Annotated in this window: 18 protein-coding genes; 1 reads left to right on the top strand and 17 read right to left on the bottom strand. The window is 42.9% G+C overall.

From position 1 onward, the window contains the following. Nucleotides 1-14 precede the first annotated feature (14 nt). The 9 genes from dnaJ to CLHUN_RS17500 form a co-directional block, all read right to left on the bottom strand. The gene (gene dnaJ / locus CLHUN_RS17460) at nucleotides 15-1,160 is read right to left on the bottom strand and encodes a molecular chaperone DnaJ (RefSeq protein ID WP_080065930.1); all 1,146 of its coding nucleotides are present in this window, start codon (nucleotides 1,158-1,160) and stop codon (nucleotides 15-17) included. A gap of 278 nt (nucleotides 1,161-1,438) precedes the next feature. Beyond that, nucleotides 1,439-3,292 (bottom strand): molecular chaperone DnaK, encoded by a 1,854-nt coding sequence (gene dnaK / locus CLHUN_RS17465; RefSeq protein ID WP_080065913.1) that lies wholly within the window; start codon nucleotides 3,290-3,292, stop codon nucleotides 1,439-1,441. 68 nt (nucleotides 3,293-3,360) lie between these two features. Beyond that, on the bottom strand, nucleotides 3,361-3,948 hold the full coding sequence (gene grpE / locus CLHUN_RS17470) for a nucleotide exchange factor GrpE (protein WP_080065914.1): 588 nt from the start codon (nucleotides 3,946-3,948) through the stop codon (nucleotides 3,361-3,363). Between the two features lie 31 nt (nucleotides 3,949-3,979). Further along, a complete protein-coding gene (gene hrcA, locus CLHUN_RS17475; RefSeq protein WP_080065915.1) occupies nucleotides 3,980-5,020 on the bottom strand; it encodes a heat-inducible transcriptional repressor HrcA in 1,041 nt (346 codons plus the stop codon). A 296-nt stretch (nucleotides 5,021-5,316) separates the two neighbouring features. Further along, entirely contained in the window at nucleotides 5,317-6,204 is an 888-nt protein-coding gene (locus CLHUN_RS17480; protein ID WP_080065916.1) for a DUF7847 domain-containing protein, read from the bottom strand. Nucleotides 6,205-6,242: 38 nt separating this feature from the next. Then, nucleotides 6,243-7,073, bottom strand: a complete 831-nt coding sequence (locus CLHUN_RS17485; RefSeq protein WP_080065917.1) for an aminotransferase class IV — start codon at nucleotides 7,071-7,073, stop codon at nucleotides 6,243-6,245. Nucleotides 7,074-7,207: 134 nt separating this feature from the next. Then, on the bottom strand, nucleotides 7,208-7,798 hold the full coding sequence (gene yfbR / locus CLHUN_RS17490) for a 5'-deoxynucleotidase (RefSeq protein WP_080065931.1): 591 nt from the start codon (nucleotides 7,796-7,798) through the stop codon (nucleotides 7,208-7,210). Nucleotides 7,799-7,959: 161 nt separating this feature from the next. Beyond that, nucleotides 7,960-9,105: an HD domain-containing protein gene (locus CLHUN_RS17495; RefSeq protein WP_080065918.1), complete on the bottom strand. Its 1,146-nt coding sequence runs from the start codon at nucleotides 9,103-9,105 to the stop codon at nucleotides 7,960-7,962. 370 nt (nucleotides 9,106-9,475) lie between these two features. Next, nucleotides 9,476-9,991: a hypothetical protein gene (locus CLHUN_RS17500; RefSeq protein WP_080065919.1), complete on the bottom strand. Its 516-nt coding sequence runs from the start codon at nucleotides 9,989-9,991 to the stop codon at nucleotides 9,476-9,478. Nucleotides 9,992-10,157: 166 nt separating this feature from the next. On the opposite strand from CLHUN_RS17500, the gene CLHUN_RS17505 reads away from it, so the two are divergent. Continuing rightward, a complete protein-coding gene (locus CLHUN_RS17505; protein WP_080065920.1) occupies nucleotides 10,158-10,997 on the top strand; it encodes a hypothetical protein in 840 nt (279 codons plus the stop codon). A 40-nt stretch (nucleotides 10,998-11,037) separates the two neighbouring features. On the opposite strand, the gene CLHUN_RS17510 is transcribed toward CLHUN_RS17505, so the two are convergent. From CLHUN_RS17510 to CLHUN_RS17545, 8 genes are all read right to left on the bottom strand, one after another. Next, a complete protein-coding gene (locus CLHUN_RS17510; RefSeq protein ID WP_080065921.1) occupies nucleotides 11,038-11,802 on the bottom strand; it encodes an energy-coupling factor transporter transmembrane component T family protein in 765 nt (254 codons plus the stop codon). A 44-nt stretch (nucleotides 11,803-11,846) separates the two neighbouring features. Further along, on the bottom strand, nucleotides 11,847-12,662 hold the full coding sequence (locus CLHUN_RS17515) for an energy-coupling factor ABC transporter ATP-binding protein (protein ID WP_080065922.1): 816 nt from the start codon (nucleotides 12,660-12,662) through the stop codon (nucleotides 11,847-11,849). Nucleotides 12,663-12,707: 45 nt separating this feature from the next. Continuing rightward, on the bottom strand, nucleotides 12,708-13,565 hold the full coding sequence (locus tag CLHUN_RS17520; RefSeq protein ID WP_080065923.1) for an energy-coupling factor ABC transporter ATP-binding protein: 858 nt from the start codon (nucleotides 13,563-13,565) through the stop codon (nucleotides 12,708-12,710). Further along, on the bottom strand, nucleotides 13,558-14,124 hold the full coding sequence (locus tag CLHUN_RS17525) for a tryptophan transporter (RefSeq protein WP_080065924.1): 567 nt from the start codon (nucleotides 14,122-14,124) through the stop codon (nucleotides 13,558-13,560). The genes CLHUN_RS17520 and CLHUN_RS17525 overlap by 8 nt, the downstream gene beginning before the upstream one ends. Nucleotides 14,125-14,396: 272 nt before the next feature. Further along, nucleotides 14,397-16,403: an LTA synthase family protein gene (locus tag CLHUN_RS17530; protein WP_422785068.1), complete on the bottom strand. Its 2,007-nt coding sequence runs from the start codon at nucleotides 16,401-16,403 to the stop codon at nucleotides 14,397-14,399. Between the two features lie 313 nt (nucleotides 16,404-16,716). Next, complete coding sequence (locus CLHUN_RS17535; protein WP_080065925.1) at nucleotides 16,717-17,304, bottom strand: HD domain-containing protein; 588 nt, start codon at nucleotides 17,302-17,304, stop codon at nucleotides 16,717-16,719. 108 nt (nucleotides 17,305-17,412) lie between these two features. Beyond that, the gene (locus CLHUN_RS17540; protein ID WP_080065926.1) at nucleotides 17,413-17,652 is read right to left on the bottom strand and encodes a hypothetical protein; all 240 of its coding nucleotides are present in this window, start codon (nucleotides 17,650-17,652) and stop codon (nucleotides 17,413-17,415) included. 129 nt (nucleotides 17,653-17,781) lie between these two features. After that, nucleotides 17,782-19,194, bottom strand: coding sequence for a cellulase family glycosylhydrolase (locus tag CLHUN_RS17545; RefSeq protein ID WP_080065927.1), 1,413 nt, complete (start codon nucleotides 19,192-19,194; stop codon nucleotides 17,782-17,784). Between the last annotated feature and the right edge of the window lie 236 nt (nucleotides 19,195-19,430).

Genomic DNA, 19,430 nt, shown 5'->3' on the forward strand with positions numbered 1-19,430 from the left:
TATCCTTAGTTCAGCTATTTGAACGCATCCTTCATTTTATCAAAAAAGCTTTTTCTCTGCTCGTGCACTTCGTCTCCGCCAAGCTCGGCAAACTCCTTCAGCAGGGCCTTTTGCTTCTCATTCAGCTTCTTGGGCACATCTATATTTACTTTTACATACTGATCCCCCCGGCCATTTCCTCTCAGGAAGGGTATTCCCTTTCCTTTCAGTCTGAAAACGGACCCGGTCTGTGTTCCCTCAGGTACGGTATACTTCACCTTTCCGTCCAGTGTAGGCACCTCCAGTTCAGCACCCAGGGCTGCCTGGGCAAAGGTGACAGGTACTTCACATACTACATCGTTCCCCTGGCGCTTGAACAGAGGATGGGTTTTTACTCTTATATTCAAGAACAAATCACCGTTTGGTCCCCCCTTTGAACCCGGGTCGCCTTCTCCGCGCAGTGATATGGTCTGTCCGTCATCAATTCCCGCAGGGACATTGATTTTCAGCTTGACATTGTTTCTGAGCTTACCCTTTCCATTGCAGGCAGGACATGGGTCGGCAATGATTTTACCTTCCCCTTTACAAACCTCGCAGGTCTTTGTGTTGATAAACTGCCCGAAGGGGGTATTTTGCCTTGACTGAACCTGGCCGGTTCCATTGCAGTGCTGGCAGGTACTTGCCTGGGTTCCGGCCTTTGCACCTGATCCGGAACACTTGGAGCATACCTCCATCCTGCTTACATTTATTTCACGTTCAACACCAAAGGCGGCTTCCTCAAAGGAAATCTCCATGGCGTATTTAATGTCCGCACCCTTCTGGGGCCCTCTCTTTGCACGTGATCTTCCTCCGCCGCCAAAGCCTGAACCGCCAAAAAAAGTTTCAAAAATATCACCGATTCCACCGAAATCAAAATCAGAGAAGCCGCCTGCCCCGCCTCCGAAGCCGTTAGGATCTGTTCCGGCATGGCCGAACTGGTCATATCTGCTTCTCTTCTGGGAATCACTCAAAATCTCGTAGGCTTCATTTGCCTCTTTAAATTTGGCCTCTGCTTCCTTGTTTCCGGGGTTGACATCCGGATGATATTTCTTTGCCAAATTTCTGTATGCTTTTTTCAGTTCGGCATCAGTAGCACCCCTCTGAACACCCAACACCTCATAATAATCTCTTTTCTCCGCCATTCCATTCAACTCCTGTCTCAAGCTGCAATTGAGCTTTAGATCAAACCTTCCTCTGAAAAAATCTGATTCCCTACTCTTTCCAAACATTGCTATACCTTCGCAAAACTATCTCACGAAGGTATTATTATTTTCTGTTAACTTTTTTAATCCGAAGCTTTTAAGCAACGGCACTTATTAATCCTTTTGAAATCGCCACAGCAATATTTATTTTAAAGGGGCTTTAATACTAAAGCCCCTCAAGGAATAATTTATCATTCCTTTATTATTATTATATAATTTTATTTGTCTTCGTCAACTACTTTGTAGTCCGCATCAACAACATTATCAGTATTTTCCGCACCCGGCTCACCCTGCTGTCCACCGAAACCTGCTGCATTGGGGTCTGCTCCGGGAGCCCCGCCTGTCTGTTGGTAAATCTTTGCGGATACGTCATAGAAAGCCTGCTGCAATTCTTCCGTAGCCTTTTTAATCGCTTCGCTGTCAGTACCCTTTAGTGTATCCTTAACCTTGTTTACACCAGCCTCGATTTTTGATTTGTCATCCGCGGATACCTTGTCGCCAAGATCCTTCAGGGATTTTTCCGACTGGTATACAAGGGAGTCGGCATTATTTCTGATGTCGATTTCCTCTTTGCGCTGCTTGTCTTCCGCAGCGAACTTCTCCGCTTCCTTGACAGCCTTGTCGATATCTGCATCTGAAAGGTTTGTGGAGGCAGTAATTGTAATCTTCTGCTCATTGCCGGTACCAAGATCCTTTGCGGATACGTGAACGATACCGTTTGCATCTATGTCAAAAGTAACTTCTATCTGTGGAACTCCCCTTGGTGCAGAAGGTATTCCTGTAAGCTGGAATCTTCCCAGGGACTTATTGTACTGGGCCATTTCTCTTTCACCCTGGAGAACGTGGATTTCAACACTTGTCTGACCGTCGGCTGCCGTTGAGAACACCTGGCTCTTCTTTGTGGGAATTGTGGTATTTCTTTCTATAAGCTTTGTAAATACCCCTCCGAGAGTTTCGAGACCGAGAGACAATGGAGTAACGTCCAGAAGAAGGAGGCCGGTTACATCACCGGTCAGAACTCCGGCCTGTATTGCAGCACCTACGGCAACACACTCATCCGGATTTATACCCTTGAAGGGTTCTTTTCCAAGGTACTTCTTAACCGCGTCCTGAACTGCCGGTATTCTGGTTGAGCCTCCCACCAATAAAATCTTGTCTATCTTGTCAGGGCTGAGACCGGCATCCTGCATAGCCTGCCTTGTGGGACCCATTGTCTTTTCCACCAGGTCAGCGGTTATCTCATCAAATTTGGCTCTGGTAAGTGTAACGTCAAGGTGTTTTGGGCCTGAAGCATCTGCTGTTATAAACGGCAGATTGATGTTTGAAGTGGTAACCCCTGAAAGCTCGATTTTTGCCTTTTCAGCAGCTTCCTTCAACCTTTGCATGGCCATTTTGTCGCCTCGCAGGTCTATTCCGTTCTCTCTCTTGAATTCATCAGCAAGAAAATCTATTACCCTCTGGTCGAAGTCATCTCCGCCCAGCCTGTTGTTACCGTTTGTAGCCAGAACTTCAAAAACTCCGTCTCCGATTTCCAGTATTGATACGTCAAAGGTTCCTCCGCCCAGGTCATATACCATTATTTTCTGGTCATGCTCTTTGTCCAGCCCGTAAGCCAGAGCTGCAGCAGTAGGCTCGTTTATGATTCTAAGTACTTCCAGGCCTGCAATTTTACCTGCATCCTTTGTGGCCTGCCTCTGAGCATCACTGAAATAGGCAGGAACAGTGATGACGGCTTGTGATATTGTCTCTCCAAGATATGCCTCGGCATCAGCCTTAAGCTTTTGGAGTATCATAGCGGAAATTTCCTGGGGAGAATATTTCTTGTCATCTATGGGAACCTTCCTGTCAGTACCCATATCTCTCTTTATAGAGATAATAGTTCTTTCCGGGTTGGTTATGGACTGCCTCTTTGCCACCTGTCCTACCATACGCTCTCCGGTTTTTGAAAACGCCAGAACCGAAGGTGTTGTCCTATTGCCTTCCGGATTTGCTATAACAACGGGCTCTCCGCCTTCCATAACCGCTACGCATGAATTTGTGGTGCCTAAATCTATACCAATTACTTTTGCCATATTAAATAGCCTCCTTAAAAATTTTTCATAAACAGTATATTTGTACTTAATAATAAATCAAGGATAACTCAGTTTGCTACCTTGACCATGCTGTGCCTTACAACCTTGCCCTTCATCAGATAACCCTTCTGGAACTCCTCTATGACCGTATTCTCACCATATGCCTCATCCGAAACATGCATCACCGCATTGTGGAGCTCAGGATCAAAGGGATTGTCTACGGCTGTTATGGGTTCTACTCCAAGCTTATCCAGGCAGTCCTGGAGCTGTCTCATTACAAGTTCCACACCATCCTTGAGCGGATTGCCTTCCATGCCCTCGGCAGCCTTCAAGGCTCTTTCCAGATTATCCACCACCGGCAGGAATGCGTTTACCATGTCAATTGAAACATCCAGGCTCAGTGCTTCCTTTTCTTTAATAGTACGCTTTTTATAATTATCAAACTCGGCAGCCGTGCGCTGAACCATATTGGTATATTCTTCACACTGCCGGGTCTTTTCCTCCAGCTTTGCTTTGAGACCTTCAACTTCACTGTCGGAGACGTTTTCAGCTTTTTCATCGCCTTTTGCCTCAACGTCGGAGTTTATTGCAACCTCATTTTCTTCTGCCACATTTACCTCTTCACCGGTATCTTTTAAATTTTTGTATTTTTTCATTACCTGAAAATAACCTCCTTAAAATTTATTGCTATCCATCACCCAGAAGCTTTAATATCTCCTGATTAATTTTATTCCTTATATAATTTAATGATGAAACCACCTTTGAATATTCCATTCTGGTAGGACCGATGATTCCAATGGAGCCTATGACATAATCGTCCACACTGTAGGATGCAGTTACAATGCTGCAATCCTTGATTCCCTGCAAGACATTTTCATTTCCTATCTGGATTATTATTTCATTCTTGCTGCTGTGGTTATTGAGTATTTCAGACATCAGCTTCTTTTCATCCAGCAGGCTGAGAAATTCCTTGGCCTTTTGGACTTCTTTGAATTCCGGAAAGTTCAATATATTTGTAGTTCCTTCCAGATATATTTCCGGCCGGTCAATGAGTTTAATCAAATCTTCAATACCGTCCAGTATGGGCCGCATAAGGTCATATGGCAAAGAGGTAAGCTGCTCCGCCTCTCCGTTCAGGAAATTATTCCTAAGCATTTCCAGAGTAAACCCCTTGAGCTTTTCATTAAGCAAATTTGAAACCTGTATCAAAAAGTCCGGAGTTACCTTTTCAGGAATTCTGATAAGATTGTTGCGAACAGTATTGGAATCGGTGACAACAATGACCAGAGCCTTGCCGGGCTCAATAGGAACAACCTGCACAGCCTTCAGAACGCTTCTGTTTATTTGCGGTGTAACAGCCATGGAGGTATATTTTGTGAACTGGGACATTACCACGGAGGCATTCCGTATTATCTGACTCAGCTCATTTATCTTTATGTCCATTGCAGTTCTTATATTTTCTATTTCAGTGTCAGACAGGTCATTTATCTTCATAATCTGGTCTACATATAATCTATAGCCTTTATCCGAGGGCACTCTGCCAGCAGAAGTGTGGGGCTGCTCTAAAAAACCCATCTCCTCAAGATCGGCCATTTCATTTCGGATTGTGGCAGAACTGAGGCCCAATTCATGCTTTTTTGCAATGGTTCTGGAGCCCACAGGCTCTGCAGAGCTAATATAGTCATCAATAATTGCCTGCAAAATTTTCAGCTTTCTATCGTCAAGCATGTTAAACCTCCGTTCTCAGATTATAAGCAGTGCTGTCTCAAAAACAACCGCTCTTTTACAAGTTTGTTAGCTGTTAATTATTTGTTTGTTAGCACTCTTGTACGTTGAGTGCTAACATATACTTAAAATAACATTAGCATTTTTGTTTGTCAAGTAGTTTTATACAAAAATTTAACTGCCGGCGCACCCTGTCAAGTCCATATGTGAGCTACGAAAAAACCCTGCTCCGCCTCACAGGCGCAGCAGGGTTTTTTCCGTTATTTCCCGGTTATCTCAGGTTTTTTATAATTTCACTTTTATTGAACTCCGCCATTCTGAAAACCGTCAAATTGCTTGGGAGGCTCCGGAATAGCATACCTTCCTGTTCTCTCACGGTATACTTCAAAATAAAAAACTATCAGGATGAATTCGGCCAAGCCTGTTATTACAGGAGCAACAATGCTTCCCACCACGGGAATCAGCCCGATTATCCCTCCAAGTATGCTTCCTGCTATACTGCCGCACAGGTTCACGAGAATGGTGATTCCAAGTATCGGCCAGAAGTTTCCCTTTACATACCTGAAAGAGTTTTTCAAACCGTCTATAACATCACTGTCCTCCACACACACGGCCGGAAACCAGAGCGCCATGTAATTGTACAGGGCCACCGTTCCCACAATGCCTCCAAGTGTAAAACCGATCAGGAGTATTATGCCCAGGGGCAGTATTATAGTTGAAACAAAAACACCTACAAAAATCAGAATCATAAAGGCTATGGCAACACCAATACCAATTGCAATATTAAGCAGCCCGTATATTACAAATCTGCCTATGTACTTTGACATGCACCTGGAAAAATCGTTCAGCTTTGCATCTCCTGTTTCATAATGCAAATTTATAAGCCCGTATGTGGCAGGCCTTACCAGCAGCATGAATACAAAAGAGAGCAAGCCCGAAATAATGGAACTTACAATTATGGAACTCATATCAATACCTGCAAACAGATCTCCGTAATTATAATAGCCTCCGTTTGTCAAATTCTCCATTGCCCTCCGAAAGTTCTCTATAAGCGTGCCGCGGTGTGCCAAAAATCCCAAGCTTCCAACACCTGTTATCAGCGCAGGTATTGCTAATGAGATTAATAAAGGCAGGGTAAGCAGGAAGTTCTTAAAAGTAAATTTAAAAGCATTTTCGAGATGTCTCATAAACCAACCTCCATTTTGTTTTTTATTTGTTATAACTTTTACAAGTTATCATTTATATATGCATTGACCAGACTGTTATATCCTGTCATTACATGCTTTGTGGTGGCATTTGAAGCCGAATTCAGTGGAAAATCGTCAATCAGGCTGACCGGAAGAACCTTTATGGAGGTTCCTGTAATAAAGGCTGCATCAAAACTCTCAAGGGAATCCAATCCTATCAAGGTTTCAATTACTTCATATCCCAGTTTTCTGCAAACCTCTGCAACATATTGACGGGTAATTCCTATGAGCACGAAATCCTCTGGAGAAGTATATATCCTGTTTCCTTTTACAAAAAACACATTTGATTTTCCGCCCTCTGTTATCTTTCCATCCTCATTTACCAGCAAGGCCTCATACGCGTTATTTTCACTGACAATGCGCTGAAGCTCTTCCTTATAGCCCGCATGAATCATTTTGACATTTGGATTTTTTCTTTTCAGCTTCAGGGTGCAGCAGACTACCCCATTATCATATTCCTCTTGAGACGGATAATAGAACTTATTTATAAATAAGACCATACTTTGTTCCTGTTCAAATTGAAATACCGTGATTTTCACATTGCATTCACTAAGATCATTATGCCTGCACAGAGTTTCTATCTGCTCCCTTACTTCCTTTTTTGAAGGCAGCAGCTCATATTTCAATTTGCTCATGGAGTTTTTAAGTCTTGCATAGTGGTCCTCAAAAAATAAGGGAACCCCTTTTATGATCCTTATTACTTCATAGAAAGCCGTATGCTTGTCAAAAGAATATGAATCCAACTTCTCGGACGGTTCGGCTGCACCATTTAAAATACAGATTTTACCGATATTTTCTTCAAACTTCATCTGATATGCCCCTTTTTTAGTTTGGAATAAAATAACTTGCTCAGGCAACAATATATATCATTTTAAATAGATATACTTTTTTTGTCAATTAATAAAAAATATTCTATTATAATAATATTTCCTCTGCAACAGTCTCAATCTATCTCGTCAAGTGAAAGATAGTAACCAGGTATAAACTTATCCATAAAATATTTTACTTCCTCAAGTTCAATGTCGTTAATTGTAGATAATATAGCCTCACTAGCCTTTTTGAATTCAGTATTACCTGCTTTTACCTCTTCAATGCATTTGATGTATGCGGCAATTCTGTCTGCGGCTTTTACCAGCTTCCAGCATTCCACATCCTCCGGGTTCTTAAAGAACAGGGAATAATATTCGTCTGCCATTTCTTCAGGAAGCATTGATATGATTTTTTCTTTGGATATGTCCTCAATGTCCTTATAAATCTTACTTATCTGCGGGTTATAGTACTTTATGGGCGTGGGCATGTCTCCGGTTATGATTTCATTGCAATCATGAAACATGGCCAGAATTGCCACTCTCTCAGGATTTATCTCCCCGCTGAAATAGGTGTTCCTGATAACCGCCAGTCCATGGGCGATCATTGCCACCTGGAGGCTGTGCTCCTGTACATTTTCAGTAAAGGTATTCCGCATGAGACCCCACCTGTTTATATATTTCATTCTGGACAGGAATGCAAAAAAGTGAAAGTTTTCTTTATCCATAATTATTTCCATGCCCCCACTTCGCACAAAACTCCATGAAAGTCACGGTATGGAATCGGTGCCACATTTTTATTTGCTTCAAAATTTCTTTCAACCTTTACTCCCCTTTTAATAAGTCATACCCGGAAAGCCTGTGAAAACAGTTTTAACCTTTTTCACATTTACATCCAGTAAATTTCTTCAAAACAGCTTTGCGCAAAAGAGTCTGTCATGCCTGCAATAAAATCGATAACCTTCTGCGCGTCCCTTTCCTTCTTATCATAATTTTTATCCATAATAAAGTTGTAAAACATACGGTGTACCTTCATATCACTTGCCTGGAGTCTTTCCATATCCGCCAGGCTTTCCAGCAGGCTGTGGAACAGCCCCTCCATAGTATTTTCTGCTATTTTTTCATAGCGGGTTATTTTGTCAGCCTTGTATATAAGTCTTACATTTTCGTTTATGAGCTTCTCCAGGGCTTCTCCCTTGGCAGGGCTTAACTGTATGCAATCCTTGCCGTAGCTGTTTTCCACCAGGTCGCATACCAGAGAATTAATTATTTCTCCGTTAGTATTTCCAAGCTCGTTTCTTATATCTCCGGGAATATCTTTCATGTCCATAAGCCTTACCCTTACAGCGTCTTCAATATCTCTGCCCACATATGCAATTTTGTCTACCAGCCGGACAACACATGCTTCCAGGGTATAGGGCAATGCCCCGCGTTTTTTTATGTTACGGAGAGTCTCAGGAGTCTTGCTCAGGTCCCTGGTGAGAACGTACTCGTTGTATTTCTCTCCGCAATGGGATACAATGCCGTCCTTGACTTCAAATGTAAGGTTTAGTCCGCAATTGTCATTGATCTTTTCTCTTGAAATCCGGGTAGCCAGCTTCTCAACCACTCTCAGACTATGAAGCTCATGCTGGAAGCCCGCCGAGCCGTCCAGCCTTTTCATGCATTTGTCCAGAACCCGTTCCCCGCTGTGCCCGAATGGCGCATGGCCCAAATCGTGCCCCAAGGCAATGGCGTATGTCAGGTCCTGATTGAGGTTCAAGGTTCTGGCTATGGTCACTGCTATGGAACCTACATTAAGCACATGCTCCATACGAGTGCAAATGTGGTCATTTTTTGCATTAAAAAAAACCTGAGTCTTATGTCTCAGTCTTCTGAACTCCATCGAATACAATATCCTGTTTCCATCCCGTTCAAAATCGGTTCTGATGGGGCATTTCTCCTCCGGAACCAATCTGCCGAAGGAATTGGCATTTTTTGCAGCAAATACGCTTAATGCGTCCTCCTGCTGTTCTCTCAGCTTTCTCCACTCCACGGATACACCTCCTGAACCATCTGTTATAATGGCTTCGGGCCTTTTTATCAGAACTGCGCCTTTAAGAGATTAAAAGCGGCTGATACCTAGCTATAATAATACCATAGCCAGACATCAGCCGCAACCTGCGTCCACAGGTTTGTGCCCCGGTCCGCCTGCCCCGGCTCATTTATGAAGCGGGGTAAGCAGCAATTCCGTGTATGGCCTTCTAGTGGTCTGCAACACCTAAAAATCACATATTGCCGACGGTTAAATTTCTGCAGAATTTCGTTGTCGTTCTTGCCAATACATACAGTATTGCCTTCGTCCTCCGCCTTACCCTGCAAAAATTTTCCACGCCGGCAATATACGTTTTAGATGTTACAGACCACTAGTACTGCGGCTTTTTGGTTCTTCCGCTGCAAAACAGCGCTATTCCACCGCAAATTAAAGCAATGGGAATGAATATTTCAGGTCTGACCACCGAAGAAATCCTGTTGAGCAGCATGCAGACCATGAAGAAGGCTGCTACCCCTCCCACAATGAGACTTGCAACCAGCAGTCCCTTTTGCCTTTTTGAAAAAATATACATTTGGAAAAGGCCCACAGCTACTGAAAAAATATAAACAGGCCACGTATATTCTGCAAAATTCCAGTCTGTAGTAACCTCAAACATAAAAAGCAAACCTATGGTAGTAATTATGCCTCCCGGAATCAAAAGTCCCGGCTTTGAGCCTATAACAAAAAATGCGAGCTCAAAGGATAAACCAACAAGCAGTACAATAAAAACCCAGAAATCCACTGAATTGAACTCAAATAACCTTATTCCGAATAAACCTCTCAGCAATAAAACAATTACACCTATTGCTATAAGCAGCAGGCCAACAAATCCATTATTCCTTTTCATTAATCCTTCCTCCATTTACCAACCGCTCAAAAATTACTTACGAATATTATACATGAGGATCATTCAAATTGTCTGACTGCAGCATGAATTATATTACAGATTTTTGCAAATAATAGCTTACTGTAAAGCAGGACTTTATCATACTATGCCTTGACAGGAGTACACCTTGAAGATACCCGGCATAAAAATAAAAATATATATCAGTATCTTTACCATCTTAATTAACAGCTACTGCTTTTTTATACTGGCAAATAGCTGTAATACCATATACTATCCCACGTCTCCAAGGCTTGAGCTTTCATATATACTGGAAAAGGACAGCCTGACCAGGGAGGATTATTCCCTGCTGCTCCGGCAGACAGGCCTGGGCAGGCAGGCCGTGGACCAATTGATTCAACTGCCGGATGGAATGGCAAAAATCCTGGCTTATCAGAAGAGCTATTATGCAAAAACCAAAATATACAGTGAGAAGCTAAACCTGTTTACCAGCCAGGAAAATCTCCTGCCCGCGGACAAATCCGGAGGTGACTCCATAGGACTGGCTCCCTTAAAGCCCGGTGACATACTCCTTACCAAGTCCACCAGTACGCTTTTTTGGAGACACGGCCACTGCGGCATGGTCCTGAACCCCCAGGAGGGTATCACGATTGAATCCCTGGAGCCTGGAACCCTAAGCATGAAACAGCCCCTGTCCAAGTGGCTGAATTACCCCACCCTGAAAATAATGCGGCTGAAAAATGCCGATGAAAAAACACTTTCAGAGATTGCCGAATATTCTGAAAACAGCCTGCTAGGCATAAAGTACAGTATTCTGGCATCCAAAGCTACGGCGGGACCGGTCCCCGGAAGCAGCAACTGTTCACAATTGATATGGCAGGCCTTCAAGCACGGTGGCTATGACCTTGACAGTAACAAAGGCCTGCTGGTCACACCTGAGGATATAGCAAAAAGCCCTGTACTGGAAACCATTCAAGTAAGGGGCTTTGATCCTGAAAAACCGTGGTAATGCAGACGCGTTGTGAATTCTCAAACTGAAATACCTGGTTTTATGCTATAAACAGGCAGGCTGCCAGTGTTACAACTGCCAGCAGCATTATCAGGTAATCCTTCAAATAAAACCTGTATTGTTTATACCCGCTGTTTTTCTTTCTGATATTAAAGCCTCTGAGTTCAGCCGATATGGCACTTCCCTCTATCCTTTTAACGGAGGATATGAGCAGCGGTACACACAAGGGCAAAACAAGCTTCATTTTTTTTATGGGATTCCTCGTGTCAAACTGAACTCCTCTGGCTGTCTGGGCCTCAATAATCCCGTTCATTTCGTTTTCAAAAATAGGTATAAACCGAAGTGCCGTTATAAAGGCAAAGGTATATTTATATGGAATATGCAGCTTCTGAACAAAAACATTTGTCAGATCACTCATTTTCGTTACTGTCAGCATAAGCACCAGCGGCATTGTTGCTCCTGCAAGCCTTAATACAAGAAGCACTGAAAACTCCAGCCCCACATCCGTTATAAAAAGCCCGAAGGGCAAATCAAGTATCATATTGCCGGTGCGTATGAAGAATATCTGGAGAAGAAACAGCACAATACCTATCTTCAGCAGCGTTTTAAGAAGTGACAGCGCCTTTTTGGCAATTCCGGCCATAGACGCTATGGTTAAATTTATGGCAATGATACAAACCGCCATTAAAATATAACTGCTGACAAAGCTGCTCAGACACAGCAGGAATGCCATAATCATTTTTGATAAAGGATTTAATTTATGTATAACGGTATCTCCCTGGGAGTACTCCAGCATACCTTTCATCAGAACCTCCATTCAGCCGCTTCCGTGTGGCGGCGCTGCGGTTTCTATCGTTTCCCGCCTCTTGCATTGTTTTCTATGGTATCTGCCATTTCTTCCACAGTCATGACGCCAGCAAAGGCATCTCCAAGCCTAAGGGCAAGCTGTGCTATCTGCGGGGGTGCCAGAGAGGTTCTTCTCAAAACAGAATCATTTGACATGACCAGGCTGCATTCATCATCGGCCAGCACGCCGCCTTCTCCGATAACTATCACTCGCCGGGCAAAATCAGTCACAAGCTCCATGTCATGGCAGACCATTATTACAGTGGTGCCTTTAGCATTAAGCTGTTTTATTACCTCCATAATCTGCATGCATTCCCTGTAATCAAGCCCGGTGGTGGGTTCATCCAGCACCATTACCTTTGGAGACAGGGCCAGGACTGAGGCAAGTGCAACCTTCTGCCGCTCTCCTCTGCTCAGGGAAAAGGGGTCCTTGCTCTCCCTCTCCTGGAAACCAAAGCTGTCTATAGTTTCCCGGCACCTTTTCTCAATCTCAGCTTTATCTGTAAGAATGCATTTCAAGCCAAACTCAATTTCGGCCCTTACGGTATTCTGACAGATCTGCCTGTCGGGATTCTGAAAAAGAAACCCCACATGTCCGGCCAGTTCACTGGTTTTAGCAATACGGGTGTCAAGCCCTTCCACCAGAACAGTTCCCCCAGTCGGCTTTAACAAGCCGTTAAACAGCTTCATCAGAGTAGTTTTACCTGCGCCGTTACGGCCCACTATGGCTATGAATTCCCCATCCTTTATGGTAAAATCTATGTTTTCAAGTATGTTTTTCTTATCATATGCAAAACTGACATTACGGAATTCTATCAACTAAAAAACCTCCAAGAAGTGTAATAGGCCAAATCATAAAGTTAATTACTGCCCCTGGCAATTGACTTTTATAATACTTCCCACCATTGCCTCAGCCTCTTCTATATTCACAGGCACCCGTCCCTCATACAGCTTTCTGTCTGTCAGGCAGTTAGCCAGCGAAGCAACTCTTGGGCAATTCACCCCTATTTCCAGCAGTTTCGAGGTGTCCTTCAGAACCTCCTGGGGAGAGCCCTCCAGAAAAATACTTCCCTCATTGAATATAAGCAGCCTTTTTGAAAATTCACTCAGAAGCATGATTTTTTGTTCAACTACTATTACTGTAATGCCCATTTTTTCATTTAGCATCCTGAGCATGCCAAATATCTGCTGGCTGCTCTGGGGGTCCAGCTCGGCAGTTGGCTCATCCAGAACAAGTATATCAGGCATCAGGGCTACAACTGCCGAAATTGCAACCTTCTGCTTCTGACCGCCGCTGAGCGTACTTATATTCCTATGCCTGAGTTCCTCTATCCCAACCATTTTCAAAATATCGGATATTCTTTTTTCAATCTCCTGATGGGGCACACCGAAGTTTTCCAGGCCAAACAACAGTTCATCCTCAACCACAGACGCCACCATCTGACCATCTATGTCCTGAAATACGCTTCCCACACTTAAAGCCAGTTCAGAAGGCGAGGATTCCACGGTGTCCTTGCCGTTTACAATAACCTCACCGTAAAAATCCCCCTCAAAATGATGAGGAATAACCCCATTGACAGCATAGGTAAAAGTGGATTTTCCAGCTCCGCTATTACCTATTACGCCAACAAAGTCACCCCTGTTTATTTTAAGGTTTATTCCGCTTAATGCATTTTTTTCTCCGTTTTTGTATTTAAACGAGAAATCTTTAAACTCAATCATTCTTTCCACGTCCCAATGCCAATTTTAATGGTATATACAGCACCTGTACAATTATTGTGTTAACTAAAGCAGTTCCAAGAACTATTACGATGAACACCTGAAAAGGCATGGGCTTGACATCCGCACCGGTATAAAAGGCTGCATAGAGAACTCCAATGAAGGTCATGCCGCTGACCAGGGTACTTAAAAATGTACCGATTACAGGCCGGAGCGAGAACTTTCCTATTTGAAGGGGCAGGTATACCAGTATTGCCATTACAATAGCTCCCACAGGTTCACTTATGAGATTTATATAGGGTGTACCGGGGAAAACCTGACAAATGGCTCCGGCGATTATACCTATAAAAATTGCTTCAATAAACCTGGGCTTAATCAGAAGAATTGCCAGACAGTACATGGCTATGATGAAGTTCGGCTTCATCCCTGCGTTAAACAAAGAGCCTACGAAAAACTTCAGTACCGCGCCTACTGCCAGCAAGACACCGACCAGAATGACATCTGAAATTGAAAGACCTCTTTTCTGTGCTTTTACAACTTCTCTTTTCTTTACTGCTTCCATAATAAAAAACCCCCACAAAAATAAAATTTAGTAGAGGGTTGAAGTCATTTACATAATTTAAATCCGGGCAACAGAGCTTTCACCTGTATGCCGCAAAATTCAAAGCGGTCAAATCACTCTGCCGCCACGTGACAGATAGCAATCCTCACGGTTTTTCTCATCTCGTCTAATCTCATCCTGTCTCTTCTCGTCTCTACTTGTAAAGAATATAGCATCAAAAGCCTGTTCTTGTCAATATATATATAATTCCATCTGACACAAGGCTCAGATACCTAATTTTTAAAGACTTTTGCATAATAATTTTTGTCAAGTATCTTGGTGGAATAGGTAAATTTATTATTTACCTGTCGTGCAATGTCAGTCCTGTATTCTTTTGTGACGACGGACTCATTTTGTCCCTCTGCCAGGATGAGCTTTCTGGCTTTGGAATTGTATCTTGCCTTATCGGTAAGCCAGCTCCAATTTGAGAAAACAACCAGCGGCGGTGCATCAGACATTATATCCCTTCCCATAAGCAGCCTGGAATCATATTCAATTCCCATAAGGTTGGACAGAGTAGGCAGGATATCCATGCTGGCACAGGGTTTATCAATTTTAACAGGAGTCATTCCCTTTGACCATAACAGGAAAATTCCTTTGTACAGTTCAAAATTTTCTTCTATCTTATGCCCGGCAAGCTCCCCGATTTCCTCTACGGTAAGTCCATAGGGATAATGGTCAGGACTGATGGCTATAAGTGTATCTTCTGCAACCCCCGCACTTTCAAGCCGGGAAATCAGTTCCCCTATGGCCCTGTCCAGCTCTATCTGGCAGGCCAGATAGGCCTTGACATGATTTGAATATGCCAGGTCCTTGACCAGTTCCTTGTTCTTGCTGGCCATGGCATTCCCCCCGAAGTTGTATTGCAGGTGTCCGCTGACCGTCATGTAATAAGTGTGAAAGGGCACAGAATCTATATATTCACCCGTGGTCTTTTCTATCATTTCAACATCCGACTCCGGCCAGGTCTTTTTGACATCCAGCCCGTGTCCCACCGCCTTGAAGTCATAGCCCATGTTTGGATGGGATACATCCCTGTGATAGTAGGTATAAGAGTGATCATGGTATGCGTGTGTGGCATAGTCAAGCTTTTTCAATTGATTGCCCAGGCAGAAGGGCATATAGTTTCTGCCCGACACATAAAAGCTCCACACTCCTGATTTTGGCACAAGTGAATTGCAGGCCACATATTCTCCGTCAGAAGTGCTTACTCCCCAGATGGGAGTATAAAAGTTGGTAAACTGGAAGCCCTCCTGGGACATCCTGTACAAGGTAGGCGTCAGCTCCTTGTTTACAGCATAGGGTGAAAAACCTTCCGCAGTTATGAGAATAAGGTTCTTGCCCTTGTACCTGCCGGTGTACTCGTTCTTATTAGTTGGTTCCACACTTTTGAAATACTTGTGCATTGCCTGGATTTCGGGATCTTTTTCTTCATTTATAAGTTTGTCAAAATCAATATTCATTATATTGAGGCCGGGTTCCTGCTCCTGCTGTTCAGCCGCAACAGAACTTTCCGGCGACGGCTGCCCGGTTTGGGACTCCTGACCCTGCCGGACAGTATTGGAGGCAGGGGCGGTAGATACAGCCGGCTGTCCGCCTGCCGACGCTTCCGAATTTTCATCTGCTGCATTACTATTTTCTTCCGGCAGTCCATCAGGAGCATCAAACCCAAAGAACAGATGTTTTACATCAAGCCTTGTAGTTGTCATAAGGCCGAATCTTTCCACCGACAAGTCGGGTATAATGGCATCCTGGTATAGAAAGCTGGTGCTGAGCTCGCCCTTGTCGGCATTTACAACCAGCAGCGTGGCAATAATCTGAACAGTTACCGCCAGGCAAGCCATGATTCCTTTAAAGCTCCATGCTGTCTTGTCGGAAGGACAGAATTTATTCCCGAATATAATTATAAAAAGAAGCGGAACAAGAAGAAATAATATGGGTATTATGTTTTGTCCTATAGCCGAAAGTATTTCCCGCCAGAACTGTAAAACCTGACCTGTACCGTTTATTGAAAAAAGGGCAAAAAATGTGGTAAACACCTGGTAATATACTACCTGCACCAGATATACCAGCGTTGCCGCCGCTGTCAGAATTATTGAAATTATCCTGTTTACCCTGCGTTTTGTGAAGGTTGATAGTATGTAAAGTAAGAGTCCGGCAGGAATTGAATATAGTACCATATAAAAAAGTCCGACATTGAGCAGGGATTTAAAGACCGACAGTTTAAAAACAACTTCCATATATATAATGGCCAGGGGATAAAACAGGAAGAACCTGTATAAATAAAATACCAGAGCTGTTGATTTAATCCCCTGCTTCAACTCAGGCAAAAAATCAGCACACTTATGGAATAAAGCTTCCAGGCCGCCTCCCGCCTTTTGTGGCCTTGTGCCCTTCATAAGACTTCTGGCCTTCCCAAGAAATCTCTCTCTTTTTTTCTTTAAATCAGTTGTAATTTGATTAATATCCACAAGATTTATCTTCCTTCTTTAAATTTTTGTGCTTATATTTAAATTATTATATATTGCATTGTGAAATATTCATGGGTCGTTTTTATTTATGCTTGCCTTCCAAAAAATAAGTAGCTTCCATGTCTGCGGTGTTTAATGCAAAAGCAAGAGGAAACTGTTCAAAAGCATCTCCTACGTTTCTTTTATCCTCACAACCGGAAAAGCCCATGTGATATCTGATTGCAAAGGCTTCTTCTCTCGTCAGCTTCATAAAGCCTGTAATTATATAAACCGACTTTTCCCCATGTCCATAGGGCAGTTTGTCATCAAACTCATATGTAGGAACACTTTGCCACACTCCATTGGCATCCTTTACGTTCCTGGAACCCACCTTGTAGCAATTGACCTTGCACAAATCATGCAAAAGAGCGACTATTGCCACACTTTCCTCATCACATTCCAGTTTGTACACATTTCTGACTCTTTCTCTTGATAAATAATCCCTGAGACATTCATACACATTCAGGCAGTGCTCCACAAGTCCGCCCTCATATGCCCCGTGAAACCTGGTGCTGGCCGGTGCTGTAAAAAAATCGCTCGATTTCGACAAAAGGTATTCCAGCAGTTTGTCCGCACCTTCACGATGTATACAGGTATTAAATATCTCCAGAAAGCGTTCTTTATTGTCCATATCTTCTCCTTACAATTTTTTCATAATTTTTATCTTACATAATTATATATTACATAATTCTTCATAGCAATTATGTATGCAAAACAAAAAACGCCCTTGCGGGCGTTTTTACTTTGGCTGCTCTTTAAGTGGAAGTTCACTTATGTGATAGGTTATGCATTTTGAAGCTCTTGGAACCTTAGTAGTAGTTTTGGATGCCGGTTTTTCTTCGGCTGCAGGCTTTGCTGCCCTGATGCGTCCGGTTTTGTTTGTTTTTGCAGCAGCCTTTTCCACCTTGTTACTGCTGCAATTTTTATTGGTACAGCTTCCATTAATCTTCACTGATCCACATACACAAAATTCTGCCATTAAATTCATCCCTTCAGTAGTCTTGAAATATTAGTATACCATATAAGGATGCTTTTTAGACTAAAAAATATTTTGTGAATTTGCCTAAATTGTTTTAAGCTTTCCCAATGTATTTTATTAAAACTTTCATCAATTATTTGGAAGCTTGTTGATCATGCCCAGCAGGTACATTTTCATGACTGCCAGGTCAACGGCATTTACTTCATTGTCCAGATTCAAATCCATGTTTTTGACATATGCATAGTCCGGAGTAAGTATATATTTCTTGAAGGCTGCAAAGTCTAAAGCATCCACATTTCCGTCATTATTGCAGTCTCCGTAGATTATTGCTGAAGGAGCCGCTGCATATTTAACCATTCCTCCCAGTATTTCAGGGTATTCGATGTTCAGGGTTCTGCGGTTGAACAGGCCGAAAAGCTCCCCGTTACCGGTAAAGGCATTGTTGTCCCACCAGAAGCAGGTAATCCCCCGAGCCCTTGCCGCCGCAACATAATATGATGAAAATTCAACTCTTGCCTTCAGGTTTCCGTTCTTGTTTCTGGCTCCGAACTCACCTATTACCAGCGGTATTCCCTTGCTGGTATATTTGCTGTACAAGGTATCCATAAAGGCTGTCACACCGTTGACACTCTGAGCATCATTTACGCTCCAATAATCAATACCGCCGTCGGACATTGCCTGCAAAGCAAAATTATATGGAGTGTACGCATGTACGGATACTATCAGCTTGTTCACGTTTGCCGATAAATCGGTGGGAAGTTTGAAATACTGATTTGTTGCTCCGTCAGGAGCTGCACAATAGCCGGGAACCATCAGATATCTGCCGGTATTGTTCCCTCCTGATGCACGGACAGTATCAACAAAGGCTTGATTAAGCTGGTTGATGCACTTTATTGAGTCAACCACTTCCGCATTGTTCAAATCAATCCACCATTCATTGGTGTGACCCACAAGACGCGGTTCATTTACCGACTCAAATATGAGATGCTCGTCATAATTTGCAAATTTCCTGGAAAGCTGCGACCATATGGAAGTTACATATTTTCTTGAGTTCTCCAGATATGTGCTGCTTGGATAATAATATGCCTTTTCGATATCATGGTGTATGTTTAAAATTACATAGAGATTGTTGTCAATACAGTAATTGACAACCTCCTGGACACGGTTCAGCCATGCATCGCTGATTTTGAAGTCCTGACCGCTGACATGGTTATGCCATGAAACAGGAATTCTTATGGCATTAAAGCCTTTTTCCTTGAGCTTGTCTATCATCTGTTTGGTGGTCTTAACACCGCACCAGGCAGATTCATAGGCCAGTTCATCAGTAACTCCGGTTACGTTAGTAGCATCAAAGGTATTTCCAAGATTCCATCCAAGCTTTAAGTTTTCTGCAAAGGTCATTGCATCATTTGAAGGAATGTCAAACCTTTTGATATTCAAATCGGGAATCATTGTAGAATCGGCTGCAAAAACACCGACCGTTGACATGGTTGTCAAGAGTATCAACAGAATACTCAATAGTAAAGCAGAAGTCTTTCTCATAAATTTTACCCCCTTGTTCTTTTCATGGCCGTCCGCCATGCATTTTTAGCAATTTCAGACTTGATTTCAGACTGTTTTAAAGACCAATGATAGTGATATTCCGCCGGCCACCTGCCTTCCTGTTAAATTGTAAAAGATTTGCGATTATTTTAGTTTTTTAGATGTGAGTGTTTATGAGTTACTTAATTTAGATAATTTTCATTATTTTTCCTGTTACGTATATAGATATATTACAT

The sequence above is a fragment of the Ruminiclostridium hungatei genome (assembly GCF_002051585.1).
GTDB lineage: Bacteria > Bacillota > Clostridia > Acetivibrionales > DSM-1351 > Ruminiclostridium > Ruminiclostridium hungatei.